The sequence below is a fragment of the Paenibacillus sp. PastM-3 genome, from assembly GCF_029893965.1.
Classification (GTDB): domain Bacteria; phylum Bacillota; class Bacilli; order Paenibacillales; family Paenibacillaceae; genus Paenibacillus_AQ.
In genome coordinates this window covers 83,453-108,636 of record NZ_JARXXP010000003.1, presented here as the reverse complement: position 1 = coordinate 108,636, position 25,184 = coordinate 83,453, and the positions used below count along the sequence as shown (strand labels likewise).

Here is a 25,184-nt window from a genome sequence, read left to right as displayed (position 1 = left end):
TACCTACTCAAGATTTAATGAACATCATAGGTATTATCATAAACAATATAGACAACCTATTTCAATAGCATTATCATTTTGACACACTTAAATTCATATCATTAGTCTGATCTTGTCCGGCCTGCTTGATGCACTCATCTCCAGAACTCCGTCCCGGCAAAGACCTGCGCTTTATCCGGGGCACCATCTCCTGCCCCGGCCACATATGCCCACGGTACACGCTTCCCCCTCAGCTCTCTTATGCCTGACGCTGCATATTCGCTGTAACGGACAGTTGCTTCATTGGCCGGGTTGCCCCAGTTATCCCAGCCGGCAGGGTGAATATGTGCCCCCAAACGGCAATTTACAAAGGCCGTTGCCGCATAGCTGCGCCAAGGCCGCCCCAGATAGATGCCCGAGACATCATCACCGGCTGTCAGCAGACACTCCTCGAATACATAGCCGTATGCCTGGTTCTCAGGCGTAGACGCTGCCGTTACATAACCGACGCCGTCATGGGTGGAGCGCAGGCTGCGGATTTCACAATGCTCGAAATAGGCGGTTGCCCCGCCAAAAATAAAATCCACTGTCCCTTCAATATAGCAGCGGGAGTACAGCTGGCGGCACTGCTCATGGCGCCCGCGCAGCGGAATACCGCCAAAGGGGCCGCCTTGCTTGTTCGCTGCAGGCAGCGGACCGGTAAAGATCGTGTCCTGGTGCCCCTTGAATGTACAATTACGGAACACGGTCTCATCACAATGGGCATACAAGGCCAGTGCCTGGCCGATCTCCGGACCCTGCCCGGCGGTATTGGCGACAGTCAGATTTTCGATAATCAGCCTGCTGCCGTTCAAAAACAGGGTCGGTGTGGCAAACGTCCCCTGCTCTGCCCCGGTCTCATCCGGCTGACGGGCGTAACGGTTATTCGTAATGACAACTTCACCGATCCCGGCAATGGTCAGATCCGAACGGTAGATCCGTACCGTCTCTTCATACACTCCTGACAGAATATACAGTGTCTCATGCTTCTGAAAGGACCGGCGCTCAAGCTCATCCACTGCTTCCTGGATTGTCCGGTAATCGCAAAAGGCCTCTTTTCCTACCCACATGGTCATATCCTCCCGTTTTGTTCACAAACAAGTTGATTATAGCGCTTTATTAATCGATGTGCCAATAAAAATTTTAACGTGTGCATTTCAGTATTTCCTTGACTTGGCAGGGTTTGAGGAATACACTGGAATCGTTAACAATTCATTTTTTTCCGGGGAGAGCTTATGATAACAATCAAAGACATTGCACGCGTTGCAGGCGTCTCCCATACTACGGTGTCCAGAGCGCTGAACGGCAGCCCGCTGATCAAGAAAGTCACCCGCGACAAGATTGAACGGATCGCCGCCGAGATGAACTATGTGCCAAATTACAATGCGAAGAGCCTCGTTACCAAACGCTCCTTCACCATCGGGCTGTTCTTCTCCAGTATTGATCAGGGAACCTCGTCAAGCTTCCTGGTGGATGCCATCAAGGGTATCAGCCATGCGCTGGACGAGAACTACAATCTGACCGTCCACGGGATTGACGGGGTACGTAATTTCGGCAACATTCAGCCGCAGCGCTTTGACGGTATTCTAGTCATGAGCCAGAGCGATGAGGATAATGCTTTTATTTACCATGTCAAAACCATCGGTATCCCGCTTGTCGTGCTGAACCGCCAGCTGGAGGATCCCGGCATTATGAACGTGGTGGCGAACGACCGCGAAGGTGTCAGGGAAGCCATCGACTACGTGGTATCCCAAGGGCACCGGCAGCTTGCTATTATTGAAGGCAAACCCGGCTTCAAGTCCTCGACCGAGCGCAAGCAGGGCTTTATGGACAGTCTGATCGCACACCGCATTCCGCTTAATTCAGATTATTTCGTGCAGGGCGATTACAGCATTGAGAGCGGTTATGCCGCCATGTCACGGCTGCTCAGTCTTCCTGAGCCTCCGGCCGCCGTCTTTTGCTCCAATGACGATATGGCCATCGGGGCCATGAATGCCTGTTATGCCCATAAGATCAGCGTTCCGCAGCAGATTTCGCTGCTCGGGTTCGACGATATTATGTTTGCCCGCTACACGAATCCCGCCCTGACCACTGTCCGCAAGCCGATTGCGGATATCAGTGAGCTTGGCACGAAGATGCTGATCCAGCTGCTGCTGCAGCCGGACACCAAGCCCCAGCAGCTGTTTGTCAAGACGTCGCTGGTCGTACGCGATACAGTGGCAGACCGCTGAGGCCCATTTGCTTATACCGCAAATCTCTGTTCTTGCAGAATCGGATCCCCCTCATTCAGCAGGGTGAATCCGTTTCTTCCTGACAAAAATGTTCACGTGTGCATTTATTAAACTTTATCTATTTAAATTTAAAGGAGACGTTGAAAACCATGACAAACCGCCTATCCAGAACCACCCAGCCCGGCCTGCCCGTCTACCCTGAACGGATGATCCAGTTCGGCGAAGGCAACTTTATGCGCGCCTTTGTAGACTGGCAGCTGCAGCAAATGAACAACCAGGGGCTGTTTAACGGCAGCGCGGTGCTCGTTCAGCCGATCGGCCAGGGGCTTGGCGGACTGATGGCTGAGCAGGATAACCTCTATACCGTGCTGTTAAACGGGATTATGCAGGAGCAGACGGTAAACTCCCGGGAGATTATCACGAGCGTCAGCCGGGTGATCAACCTTTATGACGATTACGCTGCCTATCTGGCGCTGGCTGAGGATGACGGTCTGGAATTCATCACTTCCAATACAACTGAAGCAGGCATTGCCTACAGCGCCGGCGACAATCTGGGTGATACACCGCCGAAAAGCTTTCCGGCCAAGCTGACCGCACTGCTCCACAAACGCTTTGAGCTGGGCAAAAAGGGCTTCATCATTATTCCCTGCGAGCTGATCGACCGCAACGGCGAGAAGCTGCTGCAGATTGTGCAGCAATACGCTGCGGAGTGGCAGCTGGGCGAAGACTTTAACAAATGGCTGGTGGAAGAAAACACCTTCTGCTGCAGCCTGGTAGACCGGATCGTACCGGGTTATCCGCGTGACAAGGCAGCCCAGCTGGAAGAGGAGCTGGGATACAAAGACAATCTGATCGTTACAGCCGAGCCATTCCTGTTCTGGGTTATTGAAGGACCGGCATGGCTGTCCGAGAAGCTGCCGCTCGCCCAGGCCGGACTTAACGTAGTCGTCACTGACGATATGACTCCGTACCGCGAGCGCAAAGTTCACCTGCTGAATGGTCCGCATACAGCAATGGTTCCGCTGGCTATGATGGCCGGCCTGGAAACGGTCGAGGATGTAATGAACGACGAGACCTTCTTCCGCTTCGTGCAGGAGCTGATGAACGATGAGCTGAGCCCGATGCTGGATCTGCCTGCCGAGGAGCTGTCCTCCTATTCCGCTGCCGTACTGGAGCGGTTCAGAAATCCATTCGTCCGTCATGAGCTGGCATCCATCTCGCTGAACAGCATTTCCAAGTTCAAGTCCCGGCTGCTGCCGGTGCTGCTCCGCTACCGCCAGGAGCGCGGACAGCTGCCTGAGCTGATGACGCTGGCCTTTGCCGCCCTGCTGCTCAGCTACCGCGGAGACCGTGTAGCCAGACAAGACGGTGCTGAGGTACTGGAAGCCTTCGACAAAGCCTGGAGCAATCCGGACAGCTTCGTGCAGACCATCCTTGCCGATGAGAGCCTGTGGGGCCAGGATCTGACATTAGTTCCCGGACTGGAGGGCGGCGTTGCCGCGAAGCTGCAGGAGCTTGACCGCACCGACAGCCGTGCGGTGCTGCAGCAGGCTGTGCACCAATAGAACAGCGGATTTAATTAGCCGGGAATCGGATGTACTTTTGATACCTCATTAATAGCAGGACCTGATAACCCGAAAACTTTAACCCTATCTAACGGACTGAGATGCTCTTATTGTTCCTAAAGTTCATATTAAATAAGGCTAACGGACATCAGCGCCTTTATCGGCGGTCATTTTTCCACCTTCCGGCAACAAATGAAGAGATAAGTGCAGTACGGTCCGTTAGCCGTCGGAATACACATTTTCAGGCCCAATAAGGGCTCTGAAGTCCGTAAGAATCAGAATAAGGCAGGTGCATTCCTGCCTTGATATAAATAACAACATTTTAGGAGGGACAGACAGCATGAAACGATTAATGAAAATGAATCCCCGCGATACAGTCGCTGTAGCCCTGCGTCCGGTTACCGCCGGTGAGCAGCTTGAAATCGACGGGGTTACCGTTCAGGCAGGCCAGGATATTCCCCAGGGGCACAAGATTGCCCTGACCGATTTCCACGAGAATGACGTCATCATCAAATACGGCTATCCGATCGGGCACGCAATTGCTCCTATCGCAGCAGGCGACTGGATTCACACGCATAACATTAAGACCAATCTGGTCGGCGAAGAGGAATATGACTATGTGCCTGACCTTCATCCGGTCACGTACCCGAAGCGCGACCTGACCTTTCAGGGCTACCGCCGCGCGAACGGCAAGGTCGGCATCCGCAACGACCTGTTCATCATCCCGACTGTCGGCTGCGTGAATGGCATTGCCGAGCAGATGTTGTCCGAGTTCAAGGCGGAGCACCCGGATCTGGGCGGCTTTGACAATCTCACCGTGCTTAAGCACCCTTACGGCTGCTCCCAGCTTGGTGATGACCACCGCATGACACGCAGCATCCTGCTGGATGCCGTAAATCATCCGAATGCCGGCGGCGTGCTCGTCTTCGGCCTTGGCTGCGAGAACAACATCGTCTCCGAATTCCGCAGTATTCTCGGCGATTATGATGAGAGCCGGGTCAAGTTCCTGGTGGCCCAGGAGGTCGGCAATGAGCTTGAAGCCGGACTGGCGCTCCTGGAAGAGCTGTATGATGCCGCCAAGGATGATAAGCGTGAGCCGGTTCCGCTCAGCGAGCTGAACATCGGCCTGAAATGCGGCGGCTCCGACGGCTTCTCCGGCATTACAGCCAACCCGCTGCTGGGCGCATTCTCCGATTTCATCATTTCCCAGGGCGGCACCTCGGTACTGACTGAAGTTCCGGAAATGTTCGGTGCAGAGAAAATGCTGATGGCCCGCGCCGAAAGCCGCGAGGTCTACGAGGATATCGTCTCGCTGATCAACAATTTCAAGCAGTACTTCCTCTCCTACGGAGAGCCTGTATATGAGAATCCTTCGCCGGGCAACAAAGCCGGCGGTATCAGTACGCTGGAAGACAAATCACTCGGCTGCACCCAAAAAGCCGGTACTTCTCCTGTCGTTGACGTGCTGGATTATGGCGTGAAGCTGCGCAAAAAAGGCCTCAGCCTGCTGCAGGCGCCGGGCAACGATCTTGTAGCTGCCTCCGCCCTTGCCGCCTCTGACTGCCAGCTGGTGCTGTTCACCACCGGCCGCGGTACGCCGTTCGGCAGCTTCGTGCCTACGGTTAAGGTAGCCACCAACAATGAGCTGTTCGCCAAAAAAGGCCACTGGATGGACTTCAACGCAGGTCCTCTGCTCGAAGTGCCGATGGCCGAAGTGCTGGAAGAGTTCATTTCCTACATCATTGCCGTGGCAAGCGGCCAGAAAACCCGCAATGAGCAGAACGAGGTGCGGGAGCTGGCTATTTTCAAAACAGGGGTAACGCTATAATCTCTTATCCTAAATTTCTTATAAAGGGAGCGTCATCATGTTTTTAAACGACGATTTTTTATTGACTACCGAACCTGCACGGCAGCTCTTTCATGAATATGCAGCCAAGATGCCGATCATCGACTACCACTGTCATCTTGATCCGCGTGAAATCTACGAAGACCAGCCGTTCAAAAACCTGACTGCAGCCTGGCTGTACGGCGACCATTACAAATGGCGGCTGATGCGCGCGAACGGCATACCGGAATCGCATATTACCGGCGATGCATCGGATTACGACAAGTTTCTGGCCTGGGCCAGAACGCTGCCGAAGGCGGTAGGCAACCCGCTTTACAGCTGGACCCACCTGGAGCTGCGCCGCTTCTTCGGCATCAATGAGCCGCTGAACGAGCAGACAGCACCGGCGATCTGGGAGGAGGTTAACCGCAGGCTGGCACAGCCGGAATTCACACGCCGCGGACTGATCCGCAGCTCCCGTGTTAAAACAATCTGCACTACGGATGATCCGGCCGATTCGCTGGAATATCACCAGCTGCTGAAAGAAAACGAGAAGGATTTCAGCGTGTTCCCTACCTTCCGTCCTGACAAGGCGCTTAATATTGATGCTCCGGGCTTCCCGGTGTGGATTGCTGCACTGGAAAAGGCTTCCGGACTGCCGGTAACCAGCTATGCTGAGCTGGTTGAAGCACTGAAGAACCGCGTGGACTTCTTCCATGAAAATGGCTGCCGCCTGTCCGACCATGCCCTGGATGTCCTCCGCTACCGGGCGGGTTCGGACGCTGACGCACAAGCTATCTTCGCAAAGCGCCTGGAGGGTGCCGAGCTGACAGCCGAAGAGATCACACTCTACCGTACGGAACTGCTCACCAAGCTCATCGGCTTCTATCATGATAAAGACTGGACGATGCAGCTGCATCTTCACGCTTACCGTAACAATAACACGCCGATGTTCCAGAGGCTGGGCCCGGATACCGGTTACGACGGCATTAATGACCTGTCCATCACCGAAAGCCTGTCCCGTCTGCTTGACCGGGCAGAGTGCGGCTCTGGGTTACCGAAGACCATTCTCTATTCACTGAATGCGAAGGATTACCCGGCACTGCTGGCGCTGATGGGCTGCTATCAAAAGGACACGGCCGGCAAAATGCAGCTCGGCTCCGGCTGGTGGTACAACGATACCCGAAACGGCATGCGCGAGCAGCTCACCCTGCTGGCTGACAACAGCCTGCTGGGCAACTTTGTCGGCATGCTGACCGACTCCCGCAGCTTCCTCTCCTACACCCGCCACGAGTATTTCCGCCGCGTGCTGTGCGGACTGCTCGGAGAGCTGGTCGAGCGCGGCGAAGCACCGGATGATACAGCGCTGCTGGGACAGCTGGTTCAGGATATTTCCTACAACAATGCTGCCGGATATTTCGGCTTCCCGGCTGCGGAATAAGGTTAGGGGGAACAAGCATGCTGCATGTATGTCTTGACGGGGATGGAGCTGTGCCGGAGAATTCCGGCGCCTCCATCCTTTGCCTTTATCCGCTGCCGGTTCAGGAGGCGCGGCCGTTTATCCTCGTTCTGCCCGGCGGAGGCTATCATCATCTGGCTCAGCATGAGGGCGAGCCGGTTGCGGCATGGCTGAACAGCCTGGGCATTCACGCCGGAGTGCTGAAATACCGGACGCAGGACATCGAACCGGCTTCGTTGATCAAAGAGGTTGAGGATGCGCTGGCCTGGGTGCGGGAAGCGCCCAAGAATTGGGGTGTCCGGCCCGGGCAGATCGGCCTCACCGGTTTCTCGGCGGGCGGCCATCTCGCTGCCCTAACTGCAGTCACAGCAGCCCCGGCATCTAAACCCGACCTGCTGATTCTGGGTTATCCGGTCATTACGTTCGAGGAGCCCTTTACCCACATGGGCAGCCGCACGAACATGCTGGGTTCAAGTCCGGCTGAAGCGGAGGTTGCCGCCCATTCGGCTGACCGGCAGGTGAACTCGGATAGTCCGCCCGCATTCCTCTGGGCCACTGCCAATGATGCCAGCGTCCCGGTGGAGAACAGCCTGAAATTTGCCGCTGCCCTGTCCGCTGCAGGAATTCCGTTCGAGCTTCATATCTTTGAAGAAGGACGCCATGGGCTTGGACTATCCGCCGGGAATGCTGAATGCCGGCAATGGCTGCAGCTCTGCGAGGTCTGGCTGGGCAAACACCATTTTGTAGTGAAGAAGGAGGACGTCTGATATGCCGACACTTTATATTGCCGGTGACTCTACTGCCGCCCTGAAAGGGGCGGAAGCCAAGCCGATGGCGGGCTGGGGAGAATATCTCCAGGCCCACTTCGGCCCGGAAGTCATCATTGATAACCGTGCCATCAACGGGCGGAGCACCAAATCTTTTCTTGAGCAAGGCCGGCTGGCCGATATTGAAAAGGATTTTCAACCCGGTGATTACCTGCTGATCCAGTTCGGGCATAATGACGGAAAGCATGACGACCCTTTGCGTTTCACCGATCCTGATACAGAGTACAGGCACAACCTGCGGCTGTATATCGAATCTGCCCGCAGCCGGGGCGGCTCGCCGGTGCTGCTGACCTCGGTCAGCCGCCGCCTGTTCACTGCGGACGGTGAACCCGATCCGCTGGCCCTGGGTGCTTATCCGGCGGCTATGCGCGCTGTGGCGGAGGAGACGGAGACGCCTCTGCTCGATATTTTTGCCGCTTCGCAGCAGCTGTACCGCAAGCTTGGCATCCAGGGATCACAGCATCTGCTGATGCATCTGCCGCCGGGACAGCATCCGAACTATCCGGACGGCATCACGGATGATACGCACTTCAGCTCCGAGGGCGCCAAACGGATCGCTGCGCTTGTGGCTGTGGCCATTCGCCAATGCCGGGCCTTGGCAGCGCTGCATCCGCACCTGCATCAGAGGTAAGCGTACATAATGCCGTTGATTTCTGCCCACGCCGCATCTATTACAACAGATCCATCCGGCTGCCGCTGCTACAATATCTCTTACAAGGAGGCCACCTGTTATGAATATACCCCTTCATCTCGGTATCCGCGCCCATGATTTTCCCGGACATTCCCTGCCCGAGCTGATTGCGAAGCTGAAGCACTACCGGTTCAGCCACATTCAGCTTGCCGTGCGCAAATCATTCCCGGCCAGTGTCCCTTCCCTGTCCTCGCTCAGTCCAGGAACGGCTGTATATTACGGGGAAAGCTTCCGCCAGACGGGCATCAAAATTGCCGTGCTGGGCTGCTATGTAAACATCATTGACCCTGATCCCGGCAAACGGAAGCAGGCCCTGCAGGATTTCAGCACTCATCTGCGCCTCGCCCGGGACTTCGGAGCAAGTCTGGTCGGTACAGAAACCGGCAGCGTCGGCAATGGCTATACACCGGATAATTTTACAGAGGAGGCCTTTCAGGAGGTGGTCGCTTCGGTGAAATGGATGGTAGCGGAAGCTGAACGGTTCGGTGTTACCGTGGGCATAGAAGCGGGCCAGAATCATCCGCTGTATAGTGCCAGACTGGCAAAGCGGCTGTTAGAGCTGATTCCATCCAACAATCTGCAGATTATTCTGGACTGCGCCAACCTGATGTCGCCCGACAATTACCGCCAGCAGGAGGCTGTCATTGCAGAAGCGCTGGAGCTGCTGGGCAACCGAATCGCGGTCATCCATCTCAAGGATTTTACAGTTGAAGACGGTAAAATCGTCATTGTTCCCGTCGGCCAGGGACAACTGCATTTTGCGCCAATTCTGCAATACATGAAATACAAACGCCCCCATATCCAGGGACTGCTGGAGAGCACAACGGAGCCCTTTTTACAGGATAGTGTGGATCTTCTGCACCGGCTGTATAATGAAGTTTAGGCTTTCGCCGTCCCGGCAGCATCTTTTAAGCATCCGCAGCATGCGGGTGCTTTTTTGGCGTGAGCAGAGACGCTGTTATGTGATTCCGCAGATTTTCATGTACAATAGACCACAGGGCCCCCGGCCCCATACATATGTTAGCCAGTCCAGATCATGGGTACAATTAGTTAGAGAGCTTCATTTATACAAAGGATAGGTGAAACCATGCATAATTTCGGATTTGCCCGGGTCGCCGCAGCTTCCCCCGAGCTTCGCGTCGCAGACTGCGGGTTTAATGCAGCACAGATTATTGAAGTAATCAAACAGGCTCATGCACAGCAGGTCGAATATCTGGTGCTTCCAGAGCTATCTATTACAGGGTATACCTGCGCAGACTTGTTCCTTCAGCCCAAGCTGCAGACTGAAGCGATCTCAGCCCTGCATGAAATTACAGCCGCAACAGCCGGCCTCAGCCTGATCGTTATCGCCGGATTGCCTGTCGCCATCAAAGGCCGGCTGTTCAACTGCGCCGCAGTCCTTCAGCAGGGCAAGATTCTCGGCATAGTGCCCAAGACCTGCCTGCCCGGCTACAGCGAGTTCTATGAGCCGCGCTGGTTCGCGGCAGCCGAGGAGCTGGAGGTTTCAGAGCTCCGTCTCGGAAACCTTACCGTGCCGATAGGCAACGATCTGATCTTTGCCAGCGAATCGGACGGTAATTTGTCATTTGGCGTAGAGATCTGCGAGGATCTGTGGGTACCGGTCCCTCCGAGCAGCCTGCTGGCCCAGGCAGGCGCGCTGCTGCTGTTCAACCCGTCCGCCAGCAACGAGCTGGTCGGCAAAGCGGATTACCGGCGCCAGCTGGTCTCCAGCCAGTCGGCCTCCTGCGTGGCGGCTTATGTCTATGCCGGCAGCAATACCGGCGAATCTTCGACAGATGTCGTCTTCGGCGGACATTCGCTGATCGCCGAGAACGGACAGACGCTGGCTGAATCCGAACGGTTCAGCCATGAGAGCCAGCTCATCGTCGCCGATATTGATGTACCAAGACTGCAGTATTCGCGTTCGGTCATGGGTACGTTCCGGGCCGGCAAGGGCGGGCGCAACTATCGTGAAATCCTGTTCAAAGATCCGGCTGCACAGCTGAAGGAACGCCAGCTGATCCGCAAAATAGCTGTTAATCCGTTCGTGCCCGGCAATCCGCAGCAGCGGGATGAGCGCTGCCGGGAAATTCTGTCGATCCAGACCTCCGGCCTGATGAAGCGCATCCGCCACATCGGTACGAAGCAGGCGGTGATCGGCATCTCCGGCGGGCTTGATTCCACACTCGCCCTGCTCGTCGCTGTTCGTGCAATGGAACGCCTTGGTCGTCCGGCAAGCGATGTACTGGCCGTAACAATGCCGGGCTTCGGCACAACAAACCGGACCTACGACAATGCGGTCGGCCTGATCAAGGCGCTCGGAGCTTCGATGATGGTCGTTGACATCAAGGCGGCCTGCCTGCAGCATTTTGAAGATATCGGCCATGACAAGGATGTTCATGACTTAACTTATGAGAATGTGCAGGCCCGTGAGCGCACGCAGATTCTGATGGATCTGGCCAATAAGAACGGCGGCATCGTCATCGGTACAGGCGACCTGTCCGAGCTTGCCCTTGGATGGTGTACGTATAACGGTGACCATATGTCGATGTACAGTGTGAACTCCGGTATTCCGAAAACGCTGATCCAGTATGTGGTTGCCTGGTACGCCGATCATGAGGCGGATGAGGCGGTGAACAAGTTCCTCTACAGTATTATTGAGACAGGCATCAGCCCTGAGCTGCTGCCGCCGTCGGCTACCGGAGAGATTGTGCAGCTGACCGAGAATATCCTTGGACCCTACATTGTGCATGATTTCTTCCTCTACTATATGCTGCGGACCGGCGCCGCTCCGGGCAAAATGCTCTATCTGGCCCAGCAGGCCTTCGGCGAAGCTTACCCTAAGGAGCAGCTCAAGGCCTGGCTGAAGGTGTTCATCTCCCGTTTCTTCACCCAGCAGTTCAAGCGCTCCTGTCTGCCTGACGGCCCTAAGGTCGGTACGGTAAGCCTCTCGCCGCGCGGCGACTGGAGGATGCCAAGTGATGCCTCAGCCGCACTCTGGCTGCGAGAAGTGGACGGATTATAATCTCCGGCGGGTTAAATAATAGCTGTATCCCCATCAGTTCTGGCTGGTGCGGATACAGCTTTTTTGTGTACTCCAAAAAAAGTAGTTTTGCTCTTGACGTATTTTTGCAGAGGTGATATATTGTTTCATGCTTTAATAATTAAGTTATTAATTATTTATTGATTAATTATTTATCGATTAATTATTAAGTCTTTAATTTAGTAAACCGTTTATGTATTTTCAAATGATTGCCCGGGAGGTGAAGGATTGACAGATCAGGAGCGTGACAGATATTTTGAATTCCCCATTCTTTTTAAGACCTTTCTGAAAGGGCTGGGCCAGCAGTGGAACAAACAAGGCTTTCCGATTACCCAGACCCAGTTCAAGGCGCTGCAAACCCTGTCCAAAGAAGGACCGATGATGGTCTCCCAGCTGGCCGCTGCGCTTGATTTGACACCTGCCGCCGTTACCGGAATTACGGATCAGCTGCTGACTGAAGGCTATATTCAGAAGGAGCGGGCCGCCGGAGACCGCCGGGCCATGCAAATCACGCTGACCGCCGAAGGAATAGCCGTAATCAAAGCAACGCAGGCGAAGCTTGGTGAAGTTATGCATTCTTATTTCAGCATTTTGCCTGAAGAGGACATGGAGCATTTGAGAAGAATTTTCGGGATATTAATTAAGGAATTAGACAAAAAATAAAGAGACGGTGAAGAAACCAGCTATGGAAAACTTAACAGATAAGCGCAAGCTATCCATTATGATCGCCATTATGGCAGCAATGCTGTTTGCCGCGATCAACCAGACGATTACCAGCACGGCTATGCCGCGCATCATTTCCATCCTCGACGGTATGGACTACTATACCTGGACTATTAATATTTACCTGCTGACCTCGACGATTGCCACCGTGCTCGTCGGCAAGCTCTCTGACATGTTCGGGCGCAAGCCGTTCCTACTGGTTGGTATTCTGCTCTTTATGGTCGGCGCCTTTTTAACAGGTACCTCCGATAATGTCTTCCAGTTCATCACTTACCGCGGGATTCAGGGTATTGGCGCGGGTATCATCCAGTCTTCCGCTTTTACCGCTGTAGGCGACCTGTTCCCTCCGCGCGAACGCGGCAAATGGATGGGCCTGATGACCGCAGTCTTCGGCTTCTCCAGCGTACTTGGACCGACACTCGGCGGTTACCTGATTGACCATCTCGACTGGCACTGGCTGTTCTGGATCTTCCTGCCGCTTGGTGTTGTGGCCTTCGGCATGATCCTGGCCCTGTTTCCAAAAGCACAACGCGGAGCGTCGACCAGCATCGACTACCTTGGCTCCCTGTTTATGACAACAACCATCGTACCGCTGCTGCTAGCTTTTTCCTGGGCTGGTACGGAATATGACTGGGGCTCTGCCCAGATTCTCGGACTGCTGGCTGCAACTGTAGTATCAGCAATCATCTTTATCTTCATTGAGACCAAAGCCAAAAACCCGATCCTGCCGCTTCACCTGTTCAAAAACAGCGTAGTTACGATCTCCAACCTGATCGGCTTCCTAATGAACTTCGGCATGATGGGCGCGATGATCTACCTGTCCTTCTTTGTACAGGGTGTACTTGGAATTTCCGCAACGTATGCAGGTTATGTGACTATGCCGATGTCCATCGTAATGGTTATAGCCAGCGCCCTGACCGGCCAGATGATTGCCAAAAAGGGAAAATACAAACGTTTCGCCCTGATCGGTGTACCGATTATGGTTGCCGGTATGGGCATTATGGTAATCATGAATAACGTGCCGATGGCTGTGCTTAGTATGATCGTATTCGGTCTGGGCCTGGGCCTGGGGATGCCTGTCTTCTCACTGGCTACCCAGAATGCCGTATCCCACACCGAGCTTGGCGCAGTAACCGCGTCGACTCAGCTGTTCCGTAACCTTGGCGGTACAATCGGTATCGCGGTAATGGGCACCGTAATGTCGAACAATCTGACCAAGCATCTAAAAGAAGCGCTGACCTCCTCGTCGGCGGCAGACTTCAGCAAGCTTGATCCGACGGTTGCCCAGCAGATGACCGCTTTTGCCAATCCGCAGGCGCTGATGAACAAGCCGCTGCTGGAGCAGACGCAAGCCGGCCTGCCTGCTGATGTTCAGCCAATCTTCGTCCAGATGATTGACAGCATCCGTGATGCACTGGGCCAGACCCTGTCCACTGTATTCCTGACAGGAACCATCGTTCTGGGCCTTGCCTTCGTGCTCGTGTTCTTCCTGAAGGAGCTGCCGCTGCGTTCCTCGAACAAGGCACCTGCTGATGCAGAAGCTTCCCCAGAGGCTGTGAACACCAAGAAATTGGCTGTGGAATAAGAAAATAAGACCTTCCAAATAAAAAGGGCAGCAGCTTGATCACTCCGGTGACTGGCTGCTGCTTTTTATTGCCGATGCGGTGCTGGCTGACCTCACTTGCGCCCTTCCCGGACCGGAGACAACGATCCGTTGCGCTGCAGCTTGTAAAGGGTAATGACATCTGAAGAACAGGAGGCGATGATCATGTCAAAGGCTGATAACGTCCGGCAGATTCAGGACGGAGCCATCGAGACGTTTCTGCTCCAGCAGGATGGCCTGCTGCCGAATAACCCGGTGCTGCCGGTCATTGTGTATCATGGGGCTTTAAGGGAGAAGCCGGAGGACACCGAACGGATCTTTAATGACAACGGCTGGCTGAACAGCTGGCAGGACGGCGTGTTCAGCTATCACCATTACCACAGCAACGCGCATGAGGTGCTGGGTGTGATGTCAGGCAGCGCCAGCCTGCAGCTTGGCGGGGATGCCGGCCGGACGCTTGAGGTATCGGCCGGAGATGTGCTGGTGCTGCCTGCCGGCACGGCGCATAAGCGGCTGGAGAGCTCCGCCGGCTTCCGCGTCGCCGGCGCTTATCCCGGTGGAGCGGACTACAACACCCGCCGGGCCACCGCGGAGGATCTCGCAGCGGCGCTGCCCGAGATCGCGGAGGTTCCGCTGCCGGACAGCGATCCGGTTTACGGCAAGGCGGGGCCGCTGCTGGAGGTGTGGGGTGCAGGCGGCTAAATGCGGCCTGAAATGCCGCTAAGCATTGAATCCCCAAAAAAGCGCTTTGCCGTATCCTGCCGGCAAAGCGCTTTTTAAAGCAGCCTATTTAGTTCTGCTGTACATATTCTCATCCCGCAGCCGGATCAGCACCTTGCCGAAGCGGCCGCCCTGCTGCACAGTCACCTTTCCATCCGGATACGTAGCTTGCATATAGTCAGAAACTATTTTCCCAGTATCGTCACTGTCCGCAAGGCGGTGGTGTTTCAGCAGCTGATGCACCTCGTCAATGGCCTCTTCTACTGTGTATTCCATGCTCTTCATTTCCTTGGTCACAATCGACTCGAATGCATAGTCCTTTAGGTAGAGCAGATTCAGCAGATAGGCCATTTCGGAGGCTTCGCCAAGCGGAGCCGTCTTCCCGGTAATCAGCGGCAGCACCTCGTTCAGCAGACTATGCCGCCTGGAGCCGGCTGAAGTGCTGATATAGCAGTATTGTCCGGCACAGCTGATCACACGCTCCGCGCCTGCCCAGTCGGACACAGCCGGACACATCGAGACAAAAACAAGATCAAACGCCTGTTCCCAGCCCCTGGCTGCCAGATCAATATCCTCGAAAGCTTCGCGTACCAGGGTAATCTCCGCTTTTCCCGGGCTGACACGGGCTTTATTGTCTTCAAACAAATCGGCCAGCAGCGCATTCGGCTCAACGGCCGTCACCTTCGCCCCGCGCTCGGCAAACGGGACACTGAACCCGCCCGAAGCCGCGCCGATATCCAGCACCGTCAATCCGTTAAAATCAACGCCCTGCCCCTCCATCCAGCCGATAATCCGCTCTGCCCGCTGTCTTCCGCCTTCACTGAACACCTCTTCATTAAACGTATGCGCTTTGGAATCAAAGGAACGGGTAGGATCCACTCCGGCCTTCCTTGTCAAATTGATGTAGGATTTCGGGTCCTCCTTCCATGCCTGCTCCCATACCTTAGCGTCAAATAGTTCCTTGTTCATGCTTTATCATCCCTTTTCGTTTAGTGAACTGCTAATATCTAATATCACGCCGACAATAATACAAAGACTTAAAAGACTTGTTATATCTATAATAGCGCCGTAAAAATAACGGCGGTTAACAATCCACCGTTACTTTTGCGGCAAGCTCGGAAATCTTCTTATTCTGCAGGTAGTCTTCCATCCCGTTCTCAGCTTCCACCATCACCTGTTGGATCAGGCATTCACTGGAGTGATTCAGCGTGCAGTCAAACAGCGATGCCGTCCCTTCAATGGCATGGATGACATCGAGAAAAGAAATATCATCCTTCTTCCGCTTGAGCTGATATCCGCCGTTCGCACCGGATACAGACTGGATCAGTCCAGCCTTCACCAGCTTCGTCAGGATCTTCGACAGATATGTCGGCGAGACATGCTGCCGCTCCGCCAGCTGCTGCACGCCCACAGGCTTATCTGGGGAAGCTGCGACCAGAAAAAGCATCGTATGCAGCGCATAGTTCGTAGCTTTGGAGTATTTCATGTTCCACCTCTATTACAGACTTAATGAATCTATAATAGCCGCTATACAAAAGGAATGCAAGCTTCTTCTATGCTTTAAATAAGCTGTTTGCAAATATTTTATTATTACGGCCTGCTGAGGATGGTTTAGTTAAGCTCAAGCAGCCTGATCACTTCACCTTCAATTATTTCTTCGCTTACTCTAAGAAACCCAAGAGATTCATACAGATTACCCGCAATCCGATTATCGGGTCTGTGGCCGATCATTAACCTCTGACATCCAAGCTGACGCATATGGTCAATCAATTTTCGCATTGCTTTTTTGGCAAAGCCCCTCCCCTGATGCTTCTCATCAATCATGAGTGCGGGTATCCAATGGTTACCGTCTGCGTCAGGTGTTCGGCAATAAACAAGAAAACCTACAGGCAAAGCCTCATAACAGATTACGCGAAGCTCGTAGTCATGAACGAATTTGGACTCTGCTATCCAGTAAACAACAGGGGCTGGAAAAACACCGGTTTGTTCCTGCTTTACTGTTAGCCGGGTGCAATCATACCAATTCTCAATAGATACCGGTCTTAATGTGATAGACATATCCATTCCTCCAGAATTCAGATCACCTTCTCCGATAACGGGAGACATATTTAATAATAGCTTATTAACTAACAGATTAAGAGGGAGAGAATGGTTATAAAAAAGAGTATTCGCACAAAATGCAGTTACATCGCGGAGGACAGACCTCCCGGATGTAACTGCAAAATTGTACAGCTATTCAGGTTCGGTAAAAGAAATCGGTCTGCGCAACCCTAAGCGCCGTTATTACCTCCAATGCGGTCAGCCCAAGCCCGCCGTCAAAATCTCACACAGCGCTCCGAACAGCGGCTGCTCCAGCTTAAGTGCAGCCAGGGAAGCCAGCGCTGCCGCCGGCGTGGCAGAGGATCGCACCAGCCCGTAAATCTGCTCCTTCAGCTGGAACTCAATCTGCGCCCGGTTCAGCAGGGCGAATACGTCTTCCGTTGTCCGGTTAACGGCAAGCTGTGCGCTGCCGAGCTCTACCGTAATCGCGGTGGACACTGCGGTCTCAGGGATCATCACCGCAAGCGTATTCGTGGAATGGTCATAAGCTGTATCCGCTGCCTTCTCCGTACCGCCGATAATCACCTTCACCTGTGTATCGGCTACGCCTACGAAGCAGAGCTTCCAGCTGCGCAGCGGAGGCAGGGCGTCGAGGTTACCGCTGGCCGGATGAATCATAAAGCTGGCGGTATCCGCCCAGCTTAGAGTCATCTCCGTAACGCACCAGCTCTCCTCACGGTCCTGCGATGCAGCCGCATTGTGCTTCATGCCCTCCACTGCAGACCCTAAGCCCTCTCCTTCTCCGGGCGCAACTCCACCGTCCTCCCGGCCCTGCCGCATACCCCCAACGTCCGCCGCTTCCTCCGCATCCTCCCACAGGTGGAAGCTTCCGTCTGCGCCGGCGAACACCTTAACCTCCAGCTCCCGCGGGTTCGCCGTGGACGAAGTGTATCCGCTGAGGTCAGCCAGCGGAACAATCGCCCCGGCCTTCGCCAATACCGGAATACTCTCCAGATTCCGGTACAATGACATGCTGCGGCCGCCGTCATACCCCCGGCCGCTAAAAAAGTCATACCAGCGGCCCTCCGGCAGCCACGCGGTAAATTCCGCCATACCGGTTCTGTGGTCAACCGGTGATGTGACCGGACAGGCCATCAGCTCTGTGCCGAAGTAATACTGGTTCGGCACCCCGTATGCCTCCGGCTGCTCCGGATGATGATAGTACAACGGCCGGACCAGCGGGAGCCCGTCCACGCTTGCGTAGCGGTTCATCGTGTACAGGTAGGGAATCAGCCGGTGCCGCAGACGCAGCGCCTCCTTCATCGCGGCTTCCGCAACCGGGTTAAACCGCCACGGCTCCTTGCTGTTGAACGGGCTGGCTGAGCTGTGCAGCCGCAGCACCGGCGAGAACACGCCGAACTGCACCCAGCGCATCACCAGCTCATCATCGAGATAGCCCTGCATATGGCCGCCGATGTCGTGGCTCCACCAGCCGTACCCGGCATTTGCTGCACTCGCCGTGAAGTACGGCTGGAACGCAAGCGATTCCCAGGTGACGATCGTATCACCCGAGAAACCCACCGGATAACGGTGGCTGCCCAGCCCCGCATAACGGGAGAACGTCAGCGGCCTGCCGCCGCGCCGGCCGCTATCCAGATAGTGATAGTGGTTCAGCATCCACAGCGGATCAAGTCCCGGCACCCTGGTTACGCCACCCTGCTGCCAGTCGATCCACCAGAAGTCGACGCCTTCCTCTTCCAGCGGATGGTGCAGATATTTGAAATAGGCCTGCAGGAATTTCGGATCGGTGATATCAAATTCCACGGCATCGCCCTTTTCCGGGTCCAGTCCAAGCTCCCCGGCGATCGCCAGATACGGGTCTTCGAAGGCACGCACGCCGTCTGCCGGGTGAACATTCAGCGTAACATGCAGTCCCCGCTCATGCAGCTTTGCCAGGAACTGCTGCGGGTCCGGGAACAGCCTGCGGTTCCATGTATAGCCCGTCCAGCCGCTGCCGTACTGCGGATCGACATCGACCAGATGCCAGTCCATATCAATTACCGCCACCGAGAACGGAATCTGCTCCTGTTCAAACCGTTCCATTAAGGCCAGATACTCATCTGCGCTGTAAGGGTAATACCGGCTCCACCAGTTGCCAAGAGCATAGCGCGGCAGAAGCGGCGCCGGGCCGCTGAGCCGGTAGAAATCCTTCAGGCATTCCAGATAGTCATGCCCGTACCCAAAGAAATACAGATCCGTCCCGCCCGCTTCACGCGGCGTTACCTGCCCGTCCGCCTCTAACAACAGCGAGCGGCTGTCGTCCATAACCGTAAAGCCGCCGCGTGACATCAGCCCCGGCTCCAGCGGAATCGCCCCGTCCGCATTATCCAGCGTCCGGGCCGTACCGCCAAGATTCTGCGGCGTGTCGCCGTAATGCCAGACCCCCATCAGGTGTCCTGACCCGTTACGCACACGCACATTAAGCCCGTAGCGGGAGAATGGCTGCTTGTCATAGCTCAAATGCAGCCGCTCCGTAATAATCTCCAGCTTGTTGCCGTGATCAATCAGCCGGAACTCCGGCACCGGAAAATCCCGGTTAAGCACAGTCTGGGTCGCCCGGTCCTCGAACCTGCCGTCAGGATGGTATTCCAGGCGAAGCAGCTGCGGAGTGAGAACTGTAATCCGGAAGCCTGCTCCTTCAATGATCGCTTCAGGACTGGCGGCAGGCCGCACCGCCAGCTTCAGATGTTCAGGCAGCGGCCGCTGCTCCTGCATAATATTTTCCATAATGGTATGACCTCATTTCCGGCTAAAACCGGCGCACCGATAAGAACTACTCCTTCACCGCGCCGATCATAACCCCCTGGTTAAAGTATTTTTGGATGAACGGATACACGCACATAATCGGAACCGTCGCCACAATAATGACGGAGTAACGCATCATATTAGCCAGCCGCAGCGCCAGCTGCGCCGCCTCGCCGGAACCTATCCCGGACTGCATCTGGTTGGTGATGAGGATGTTGCGGAGGATCAGCTGCAGCGGATGCAGATTGGGATTTTTGAGATAGATCAGGGCGTTGAAATAGGAATTCCAGTGGCCGACGGCAATCCACAAGCCCAGCACGGCAATAATCGCCTTGGATAGCGGCAGCACAATCCCCGTAAAAAACCGGAGATTTCCGCATCCGTCAATCTGCGCCGCCTCCCACAGGTCGCCTGGAATACTGGTCTGAAAAAACGTGCGGGCAACAATGATGTTATACACGCCAACCGAGAACGGCAGCACCATGACCAGAAACGTGTCATACATATGAAAATCACGGACCGTCAGAAACGTCGGAATCAGCCCGCCGTTAAAAAACATCGTAAAAATAAAGAACAGCGACAGAAATTTACGCCCCTTCAGGTCTTTACGCGAAAGCGCATAGGCTGCCGAGATATTAACAACAAGACCAATAAGCGTGCCGACGATCGTATACAGGATGGTATTGCGGTAACCGATCCAGATATTATTATGGCGCAGCAGCTCCTTGTAGCCGTCGAGCGTGAACCCTTTCGGGAACAGCCAGACCTGGCCGCCGGCCACTGCCGAAGGATCACTGAAGGAAGCGATAACGATAAAATACAGCGGATAAATCAGAATAATCAGAAACAATACTGCAATCACGTACAGCACAACTTCCATCACACTATCGGAGGAGCGGTTGTTTTTTATTTTCCCCTTAGGCTCTTTAACTGCAGGTGTAAGTACTCCCATTGTGAACTCCTCCTTCTACCACAGGCTGTTTTCGCTGATCTTTTTGGAAATCTGGTTGACGATAATCAGCAGAATGAAGTTAATGACGGTGTTGAACAGATTGACGGCCGACGAGAAGCTGTACTGGCTGCTGAGCAGGCCGATTTTGTATACATAGGTGGACAGAATTTCGCTGGAGGTGGCGTTGAGGTCGTTCTGCATCAGGTACACTTTTTCAAAGCCAACCCCAAGCAGCCCCCCGACACGCAAAATGAGCAGCGTAACCGCCGTCGGCATCAGCATCGGAATATCGATATAACGCACCTTGTGCCAGCGGCTCGCCCCGTCCACGGTTGCAGCTTCATACAGACTCGGGTCAACCGCAGACAATGCCGCGATAAAAATAATGCTGTCCCAGCCGACATGCTGCCACACATCCGACCAGACGTACACACTGCTAAACAGCGACGAGGAGCCGAGCAGATCGGGCGCTTCTTTGCCGAACAGGCTGAACAGGTTGCCGACCAGACCTGTGCTTGGCGACAGCAGAATGACCATCAGCCCGACCATGACCACGGTAGAGATGAAGTGCGGCATATACGAAACGGTCTGGAAAAAGCGCCGGAACCGGTTCGGACGCATCTGGTTCACCATCAGCGCCAGGATGACCGGAATCGGAAAGGTTACGAGACTGTACAGGCTGATAATCAGCGTATTCTTAATCGTGTTCGAGAACTGATAGGAGTTAAAAAACTTCTCAAAATATTTGAACCCCGCCCACGGACTCTCCGTAATCCCCAAAGCCGGGCTGTAATCCTTGAAAGCAATAAGTATTCCGTACATCGGTTTGTACGCAAACAGCAGCGACAGCACCACCGCAGGCAGCAGCAGCAAATACAGCCCCCAGTTTCTTTTCACCGCCATAAGCGTCCCCCCGGAACTGGCTTGACCGGATCTCATGAAATCCCCTCCTGAATATGTTTATCTGTTTAAGTACCTAAAGTATATCTTCATGCCCTTGGCGGATGCCGGACCTAATGGGTGCGTTAACCGGACTTTTATGGTTGGTGTAAAAGCCTCCGGGCTGCACGGTTTCCCGGCAGCGGGCCGGTATGCGCAATGCGGACTTTCGCTGCTGTTATCCGGACTTTCGGCTTGGCGGGCAGCAGCACAGGTTTTGGACTGCTGGCGGATGCGCCCAAGATCGCGCTCCACTGCGCGGAAGCTCCCTTCCTCACTGTGGTTGCGGACGTACACCGAGTACACTACACTACTGCGCTGTGATTTTGCCGTATGCTTTGCCATGTCTGTTACACTCCTGCTCCTATAAATAAATTGGTATTTGAGGCTGAATGCCGGACGTCTATGCTAGCCAGATGACTGTTTGGCGCTGTTTGGGAGTTTGGTGCTATATGAGAGTCTTGGTGCTGTATGAGTGCTTGGTGCTGTATGAGTGCTTGGTGCTATATGAGTGCTTGGTGCTAAACGAGAAATTTTTGCGTAACCGTGTGTTGAGTAACCAATCTTTAGGCAGAGTGAATTACACTAAGTGGATTTTCGTCACCTAATTCTTCACCAAACAACGATATTAGTGATTTAGTTGGAAAAAGGACACTTAAATATGCCCATTTCGCCTGTCCGGGGTAAGATCCATCGAATTAGATGACGTTTTTCCACCTAATTGGCCGGTTCAGCAGAAAGAGATGAATTTAAGTGACGAAAATCCAACTAAATTTCACCGCACTCTCATTTCAGAGTAATTATCGTCTCAAAATCGGCCGACGCAGGACAAACTGGGCCATCCAGCCTGCGTTCCCTCCGGGAGACTGCTGCTGATGATGCTGCCGGATGCTCCCGATCAGCAGCTCCGAAGCCAAAGCACCCATCCGCGCAACACTTTCATCCGGCATGCCGGGAAAAGCTGCTGCCTGTAGCTGGTTGTTAGCCTCCCCAGCGCATTCCCGTCCAAACCTCGCCTGACTCGCACCCTCTTCAGCTGTCTGCTGATCCGCAACCGCCTCACTCATACTCCCGGCATCTCCAACCTTACTGTTACTTTCCCCCCCTGCGCTTTCCCAGCCAGCCTTCGTATGCCCCGCTTTCCCGGCAACCCTTTCATGCAGATCTGCCTCCGCTACACTCACGCTCTCCCCGCCGCTCACCCGGCCGCCCCCCTCACTCGGACCCGTGCCGACTATCGCCAGACTGCTGCTCCTCCCATCTGCACCTTCCCGGCAACTTTCCTCCCGCCCGGCCTCTTCACTACCCGCATCCGGTCCATCCTCCACCAGCACAAACGGATAGCCCTCCTGCTGCAGGAAACCAACAACTGCGCTGCTCCGGCGGGCGGAGAGCAGGATTGCACCGTCGGCCCGGCCGCCCTTCAGCAGCCGGGAGACGGCCTCCAGCTGCTCCCGTTCCCCATTGCCGGAGGCGAGCTGGATGTCGTAGCCCAGCCTGCCGGCGCCGGATACAATCCCCCGGATTACCTCCATAACGTACAGGTTGGCCGGCCATATCTCTGCCGTGTCGGGCAGCAGGACACAGATACAGCGGGTAGTCCGAGACACCAGGTTCTGGGCGATAATATTCGGCGTATAGCCCAGCTCCTCCATCGTCTGCCGGACTTTACGGGAGGTCTCCTCCCGCACATTGGCATAACCTGCCAGCACCCTGGAGACGGTAGACACAGAGACGCCCGCCCGGTGGGCCACCTTTTTCATCGTAACGGTCATAGACACTGCAATCAGCCTCCTCTCCAACACCACTCTCTCCACTTTTATGCCTTTAACTGCACTCCCCCAAGACAATCCCGCCCCGCGCAACGGATTGCGCGGGGCGGGTAGCAAGCGGATTATTTTACACTGGTATAACGGCTGTAGGCTTCAGTACGGATCTTGAGCAGCTTGTCGAGCCCCATGTCGTTCAACTGCTTCACATAGGCATCCCAGCCCTCATCAATGTTGCCCTTGCTGATGAATTGGGCGCGCATCGTGTTCACATAGGAATCAATGTCGGTGGTCAGCGTCGGCAGCTCCTCGAACTCCTCGGCGGTGTACATTACGTTAGGGAAGGGCTCAGTCACATACTCACTGCCCAGCTTATCGAGCTGCAGCTTCAGGCCGTCGCCGGATTCCGTGCTCAGCACGATATTTTTCTCAAAAGCCGGGCTGACATATTTCGGGCCGAAGTCACGCAGCGACTGCTCCCAGTACCAGGCGTCGGCGCTGGTTCCGGCAGGAGGGTCCATCAGCGTATAGGTGCCGTCATCATTTTTCTGGATAACCGTACCGATCGCGCCCCAGAAATTCTGGATGCTCGCTTCATCGGTGTAGAACTGGTCCGCCCAGCGTGCGGCGATTTCCGGCGTTTTGCAGGAGGAGGTGATCAGGAACTCGTTGCGGGCCAGGTTCATCCCGTTCGGATTGCCGATCGTGTAGCGCTTGCCGTCCGGTCCGGCGATTGGCGGAATCGTTACGTACTGGTCGCCCCATTTGCCGAATACGGCATCCGGTGTCCACTGGTAGGAGAAGCCTACTACCGGAGCGTCCGGGTTCTGGAACTTGGCGGATCTCATCGTGTCGTCCTGGGTGAACAGCTCTTTGTCGAGCAGGCCTTCGGTGTACAGCTTATTTTCCCACTTCAAGCCTTCCTTATATTCTTCCGAGGTCGGGTAGTATACCGCTTTACCGTCCTTCACCAGCATGTTGTTGTTGTTGAGGTCGGCGATGCCGAACGGGCTGATCAGGTCATTGCTCACTTCGATATACGGAATTTCATCCGCCTTGCCGTTGCCGTTCGGGTCCTGCTCCTTGAACGCCTTCATTACGTTGTAAAGGTCGTCAATAGTGTCCGGGACCTCCAGGCCGAGCTTGTCGAGCCATGTTTTGTTGATGACCGGCTGGCGCGAGCTCTTTGGACGCGACGGCAGTCTGGCCGGCAAGGAGTAGATATTACCGTCCGGGAACGTGCTGATCTTCTTCATATCCGGCGTCTCTTCCATTGCAGCCTTGAGGTTAGGCATGTACTGGTCGATATAATCATCCAACGGACGGAAATAGCTCAGGTTGTTCACGATATCGGAATCCGAGAAGGTCTGATCCCCGATCACCACATCCGGCAGCGTACCGCTGGCCAGCATGATCGATTTTTGCTCGCCCCAGTCATTGGAGGACATGACCTGCCAGTCGATTTTTACATTCGTATTCGTTTCCAGATCCTTCAGCCACTGGTTCTGCGTGAACGTGTCGCCCATGCTGCCCCAGCGCACAGTCAGCACCTTCAGCGTTACCGGCTCGCTTACAACCGGCAGTCCTTCCTTGTTGAAGCTGCTTGTATCACTGTTAACAGCATTGTTCTCCCCGTTACCGCCGCCGCAGCCCGCCAGCCCGGCAACCATTACGGCTGCCAGCAGTCCGGTCGTCAGCTTTTTGGCCGAAGCCGTTTTGCCCTGTTTGACCATTGTGTAACTCCCCCGTTTCTTATGTGTGCATATTTGCTTTACATGTCTAATCTTAACGGCTTGCAGATAGGCATTCCGGACGCTTTGCCGCCGTTATTCGGACCTCTGGCGCAGATTTGCCTGTTATCCGGACACGAATCTCTCTGACCATCCTTATATTCATAACACTTTCCAGACCTTTGATAGCGCTTTCCGGACTTTGCGGCCAAACGCCCCTTTGTTCTTATGTTTTTTTCGGGCA

At 54.8% G+C, this 25,184-nt stretch carries 21 protein-coding genes; 11 read left to right on the top strand and 10 right to left on the bottom strand.

Translation table 11 applies throughout. The features are described 5' to 3' along the window. Nucleotides 1-134 precede the first annotated feature (134 nt). A complete protein-coding gene (locus M2108_RS07080; RefSeq protein ID WP_277468665.1) occupies nucleotides 135-1,088 on the bottom strand; it encodes a pectinesterase family protein in 954 nt (317 codons plus the stop codon). 165 nt (nucleotides 1,089-1,253) lie between these two features. Here M2108_RS07080 and M2108_RS07075 point away from each other — a divergent pair, with 165 nt between their 5' ends. From M2108_RS07075 to M2108_RS07025, 11 genes are all read left to right on the top strand, one after another. After that, the gene (locus tag M2108_RS07075; protein ID WP_277468666.1) at nucleotides 1,254-2,249 is read left to right on the top strand and encodes a LacI family DNA-binding transcriptional regulator; all 996 of its coding nucleotides are present in this window, start codon (nucleotides 1,254-1,256) and stop codon (nucleotides 2,247-2,249) included. A gap of 149 nt (nucleotides 2,250-2,398) precedes the next feature. Beyond that, nucleotides 2,399-3,814, top strand: a complete 1,416-nt coding sequence (locus M2108_RS07070; RefSeq protein ID WP_277468667.1) for a tagaturonate reductase — start codon at nucleotides 2,399-2,401, stop codon at nucleotides 3,812-3,814. Nucleotides 3,815-4,154: 340 nt separating this feature from the next. Then, entirely contained in the window at nucleotides 4,155-5,642 is a 1,488-nt protein-coding gene (locus M2108_RS07065) for a UxaA family hydrolase (protein WP_277468668.1), read from the top strand. Nucleotides 5,643-5,679: 37 nt separating this feature from the next. Next, the gene (uxaC, locus tag M2108_RS07060) at nucleotides 5,680-7,080 is read left to right on the top strand and encodes a glucuronate isomerase (RefSeq protein WP_277468669.1); all 1,401 of its coding nucleotides are present in this window, start codon (nucleotides 5,680-5,682) and stop codon (nucleotides 7,078-7,080) included. Between the two features lie 17 nt (nucleotides 7,081-7,097). Continuing rightward, on the top strand, nucleotides 7,098-7,865 hold the full coding sequence (locus M2108_RS07055; RefSeq protein ID WP_277468670.1) for an alpha/beta hydrolase: 768 nt from the start codon (nucleotides 7,098-7,100) through the stop codon (nucleotides 7,863-7,865). Nucleotide 7,866: 1 nt separating this feature from the next. Next, nucleotides 7,867-8,556: a rhamnogalacturonan acetylesterase gene (locus M2108_RS07050; protein ID WP_277468671.1), complete on the top strand. Its 690-nt coding sequence runs from the start codon at nucleotides 7,867-7,869 to the stop codon at nucleotides 8,554-8,556. A 100-nt stretch (nucleotides 8,557-8,656) separates the two neighbouring features. After that, nucleotides 8,657-9,499 (top strand): sugar phosphate isomerase/epimerase family protein, encoded by an 843-nt coding sequence (locus tag M2108_RS07045; protein WP_277468672.1) that lies wholly within the window; start codon nucleotides 8,657-8,659, stop codon nucleotides 9,497-9,499. Between the two features lie 204 nt (nucleotides 9,500-9,703). Then, nucleotides 9,704-11,641, top strand: coding sequence for an NAD(+) synthase (locus tag M2108_RS07040; protein WP_277468673.1), 1,938 nt, complete (start codon nucleotides 9,704-9,706; stop codon nucleotides 11,639-11,641). Nucleotides 11,642-11,887: 246 nt separating this feature from the next. After that, nucleotides 11,888-12,322 (top strand): MarR family winged helix-turn-helix transcriptional regulator, encoded by a 435-nt coding sequence (locus M2108_RS07035; RefSeq protein ID WP_277468674.1) that lies wholly within the window; start codon nucleotides 11,888-11,890, stop codon nucleotides 12,320-12,322. A 22-nt stretch (nucleotides 12,323-12,344) separates the two neighbouring features. Next, nucleotides 12,345-13,967 (top strand): DHA2 family efflux MFS transporter permease subunit, encoded by a 1,623-nt coding sequence (locus M2108_RS07030; protein WP_277468675.1) that lies wholly within the window; start codon nucleotides 12,345-12,347, stop codon nucleotides 13,965-13,967. Nucleotides 13,968-14,150: 183 nt separating this feature from the next. After that, a complete protein-coding gene (locus M2108_RS07025; protein WP_277468676.1) occupies nucleotides 14,151-14,687 on the top strand; it encodes a cupin domain-containing protein in 537 nt (178 codons plus the stop codon). An 84-nt stretch (nucleotides 14,688-14,771) separates the two neighbouring features. Here the strand turns inward: M2108_RS07025 and M2108_RS07020 are convergent, their stop codons facing one another. The 9 genes from M2108_RS07020 to M2108_RS06980 form a co-directional block, all read right to left on the bottom strand. Beyond that, entirely contained in the window at nucleotides 14,772-15,674 is a 903-nt protein-coding gene (locus M2108_RS07020) for a class I SAM-dependent methyltransferase (RefSeq protein ID WP_277468677.1), read from the bottom strand. Nucleotides 15,675-15,789: 115 nt separating this feature from the next. Next, a complete protein-coding gene (locus tag M2108_RS07015) occupies nucleotides 15,790-16,191 on the bottom strand; it encodes an Rrf2 family transcriptional regulator (protein ID WP_277468678.1) in 402 nt (133 codons plus the stop codon). A 125-nt stretch (nucleotides 16,192-16,316) separates the two neighbouring features. Then, nucleotides 16,317-16,763, bottom strand: coding sequence for a GNAT family N-acetyltransferase (locus M2108_RS07010; RefSeq protein ID WP_277468679.1), 447 nt, complete (start codon nucleotides 16,761-16,763; stop codon nucleotides 16,317-16,319). 240 nt (nucleotides 16,764-17,003) lie between these two features. Further along, entirely contained in the window at nucleotides 17,004-19,532 is a 2,529-nt protein-coding gene (locus M2108_RS07005; RefSeq protein WP_277468680.1) for a glycoside hydrolase family 31 protein, read from the bottom strand. Between the two features lie 46 nt (nucleotides 19,533-19,578). Then, nucleotides 19,579-20,502: a carbohydrate ABC transporter permease gene (locus M2108_RS07000; protein WP_277468681.1), complete on the bottom strand. Its 924-nt coding sequence runs from the start codon at nucleotides 20,500-20,502 to the stop codon at nucleotides 19,579-19,581. A gap of 15 nt (nucleotides 20,503-20,517) precedes the next feature. Beyond that, a complete protein-coding gene (locus tag M2108_RS06995; RefSeq protein WP_277468682.1) occupies nucleotides 20,518-21,441 on the bottom strand; it encodes an ABC transporter permease in 924 nt (307 codons plus the stop codon). Between the two features lie 21 nt (nucleotides 21,442-21,462). Next, nucleotides 21,463-21,786, bottom strand: coding sequence for a hypothetical protein (locus tag M2108_RS06990; protein ID WP_277468683.1), 324 nt, complete (start codon nucleotides 21,784-21,786; stop codon nucleotides 21,463-21,465). Nucleotides 21,787-22,241: 455 nt separating this feature from the next. Next, nucleotides 22,242-23,216, bottom strand: coding sequence for a LacI family DNA-binding transcriptional regulator (locus M2108_RS06985; RefSeq protein ID WP_277468765.1), 975 nt, complete (start codon nucleotides 23,214-23,216; stop codon nucleotides 22,242-22,244). A gap of 119 nt (nucleotides 23,217-23,335) precedes the next feature. After that, nucleotides 23,336-24,880, bottom strand: a complete 1,545-nt coding sequence (locus tag M2108_RS06980; protein ID WP_481856881.1) for an extracellular solute-binding protein — start codon at nucleotides 24,878-24,880, stop codon at nucleotides 23,336-23,338. Nucleotides 24,881-25,184: the final 304 nt, after the last annotated feature.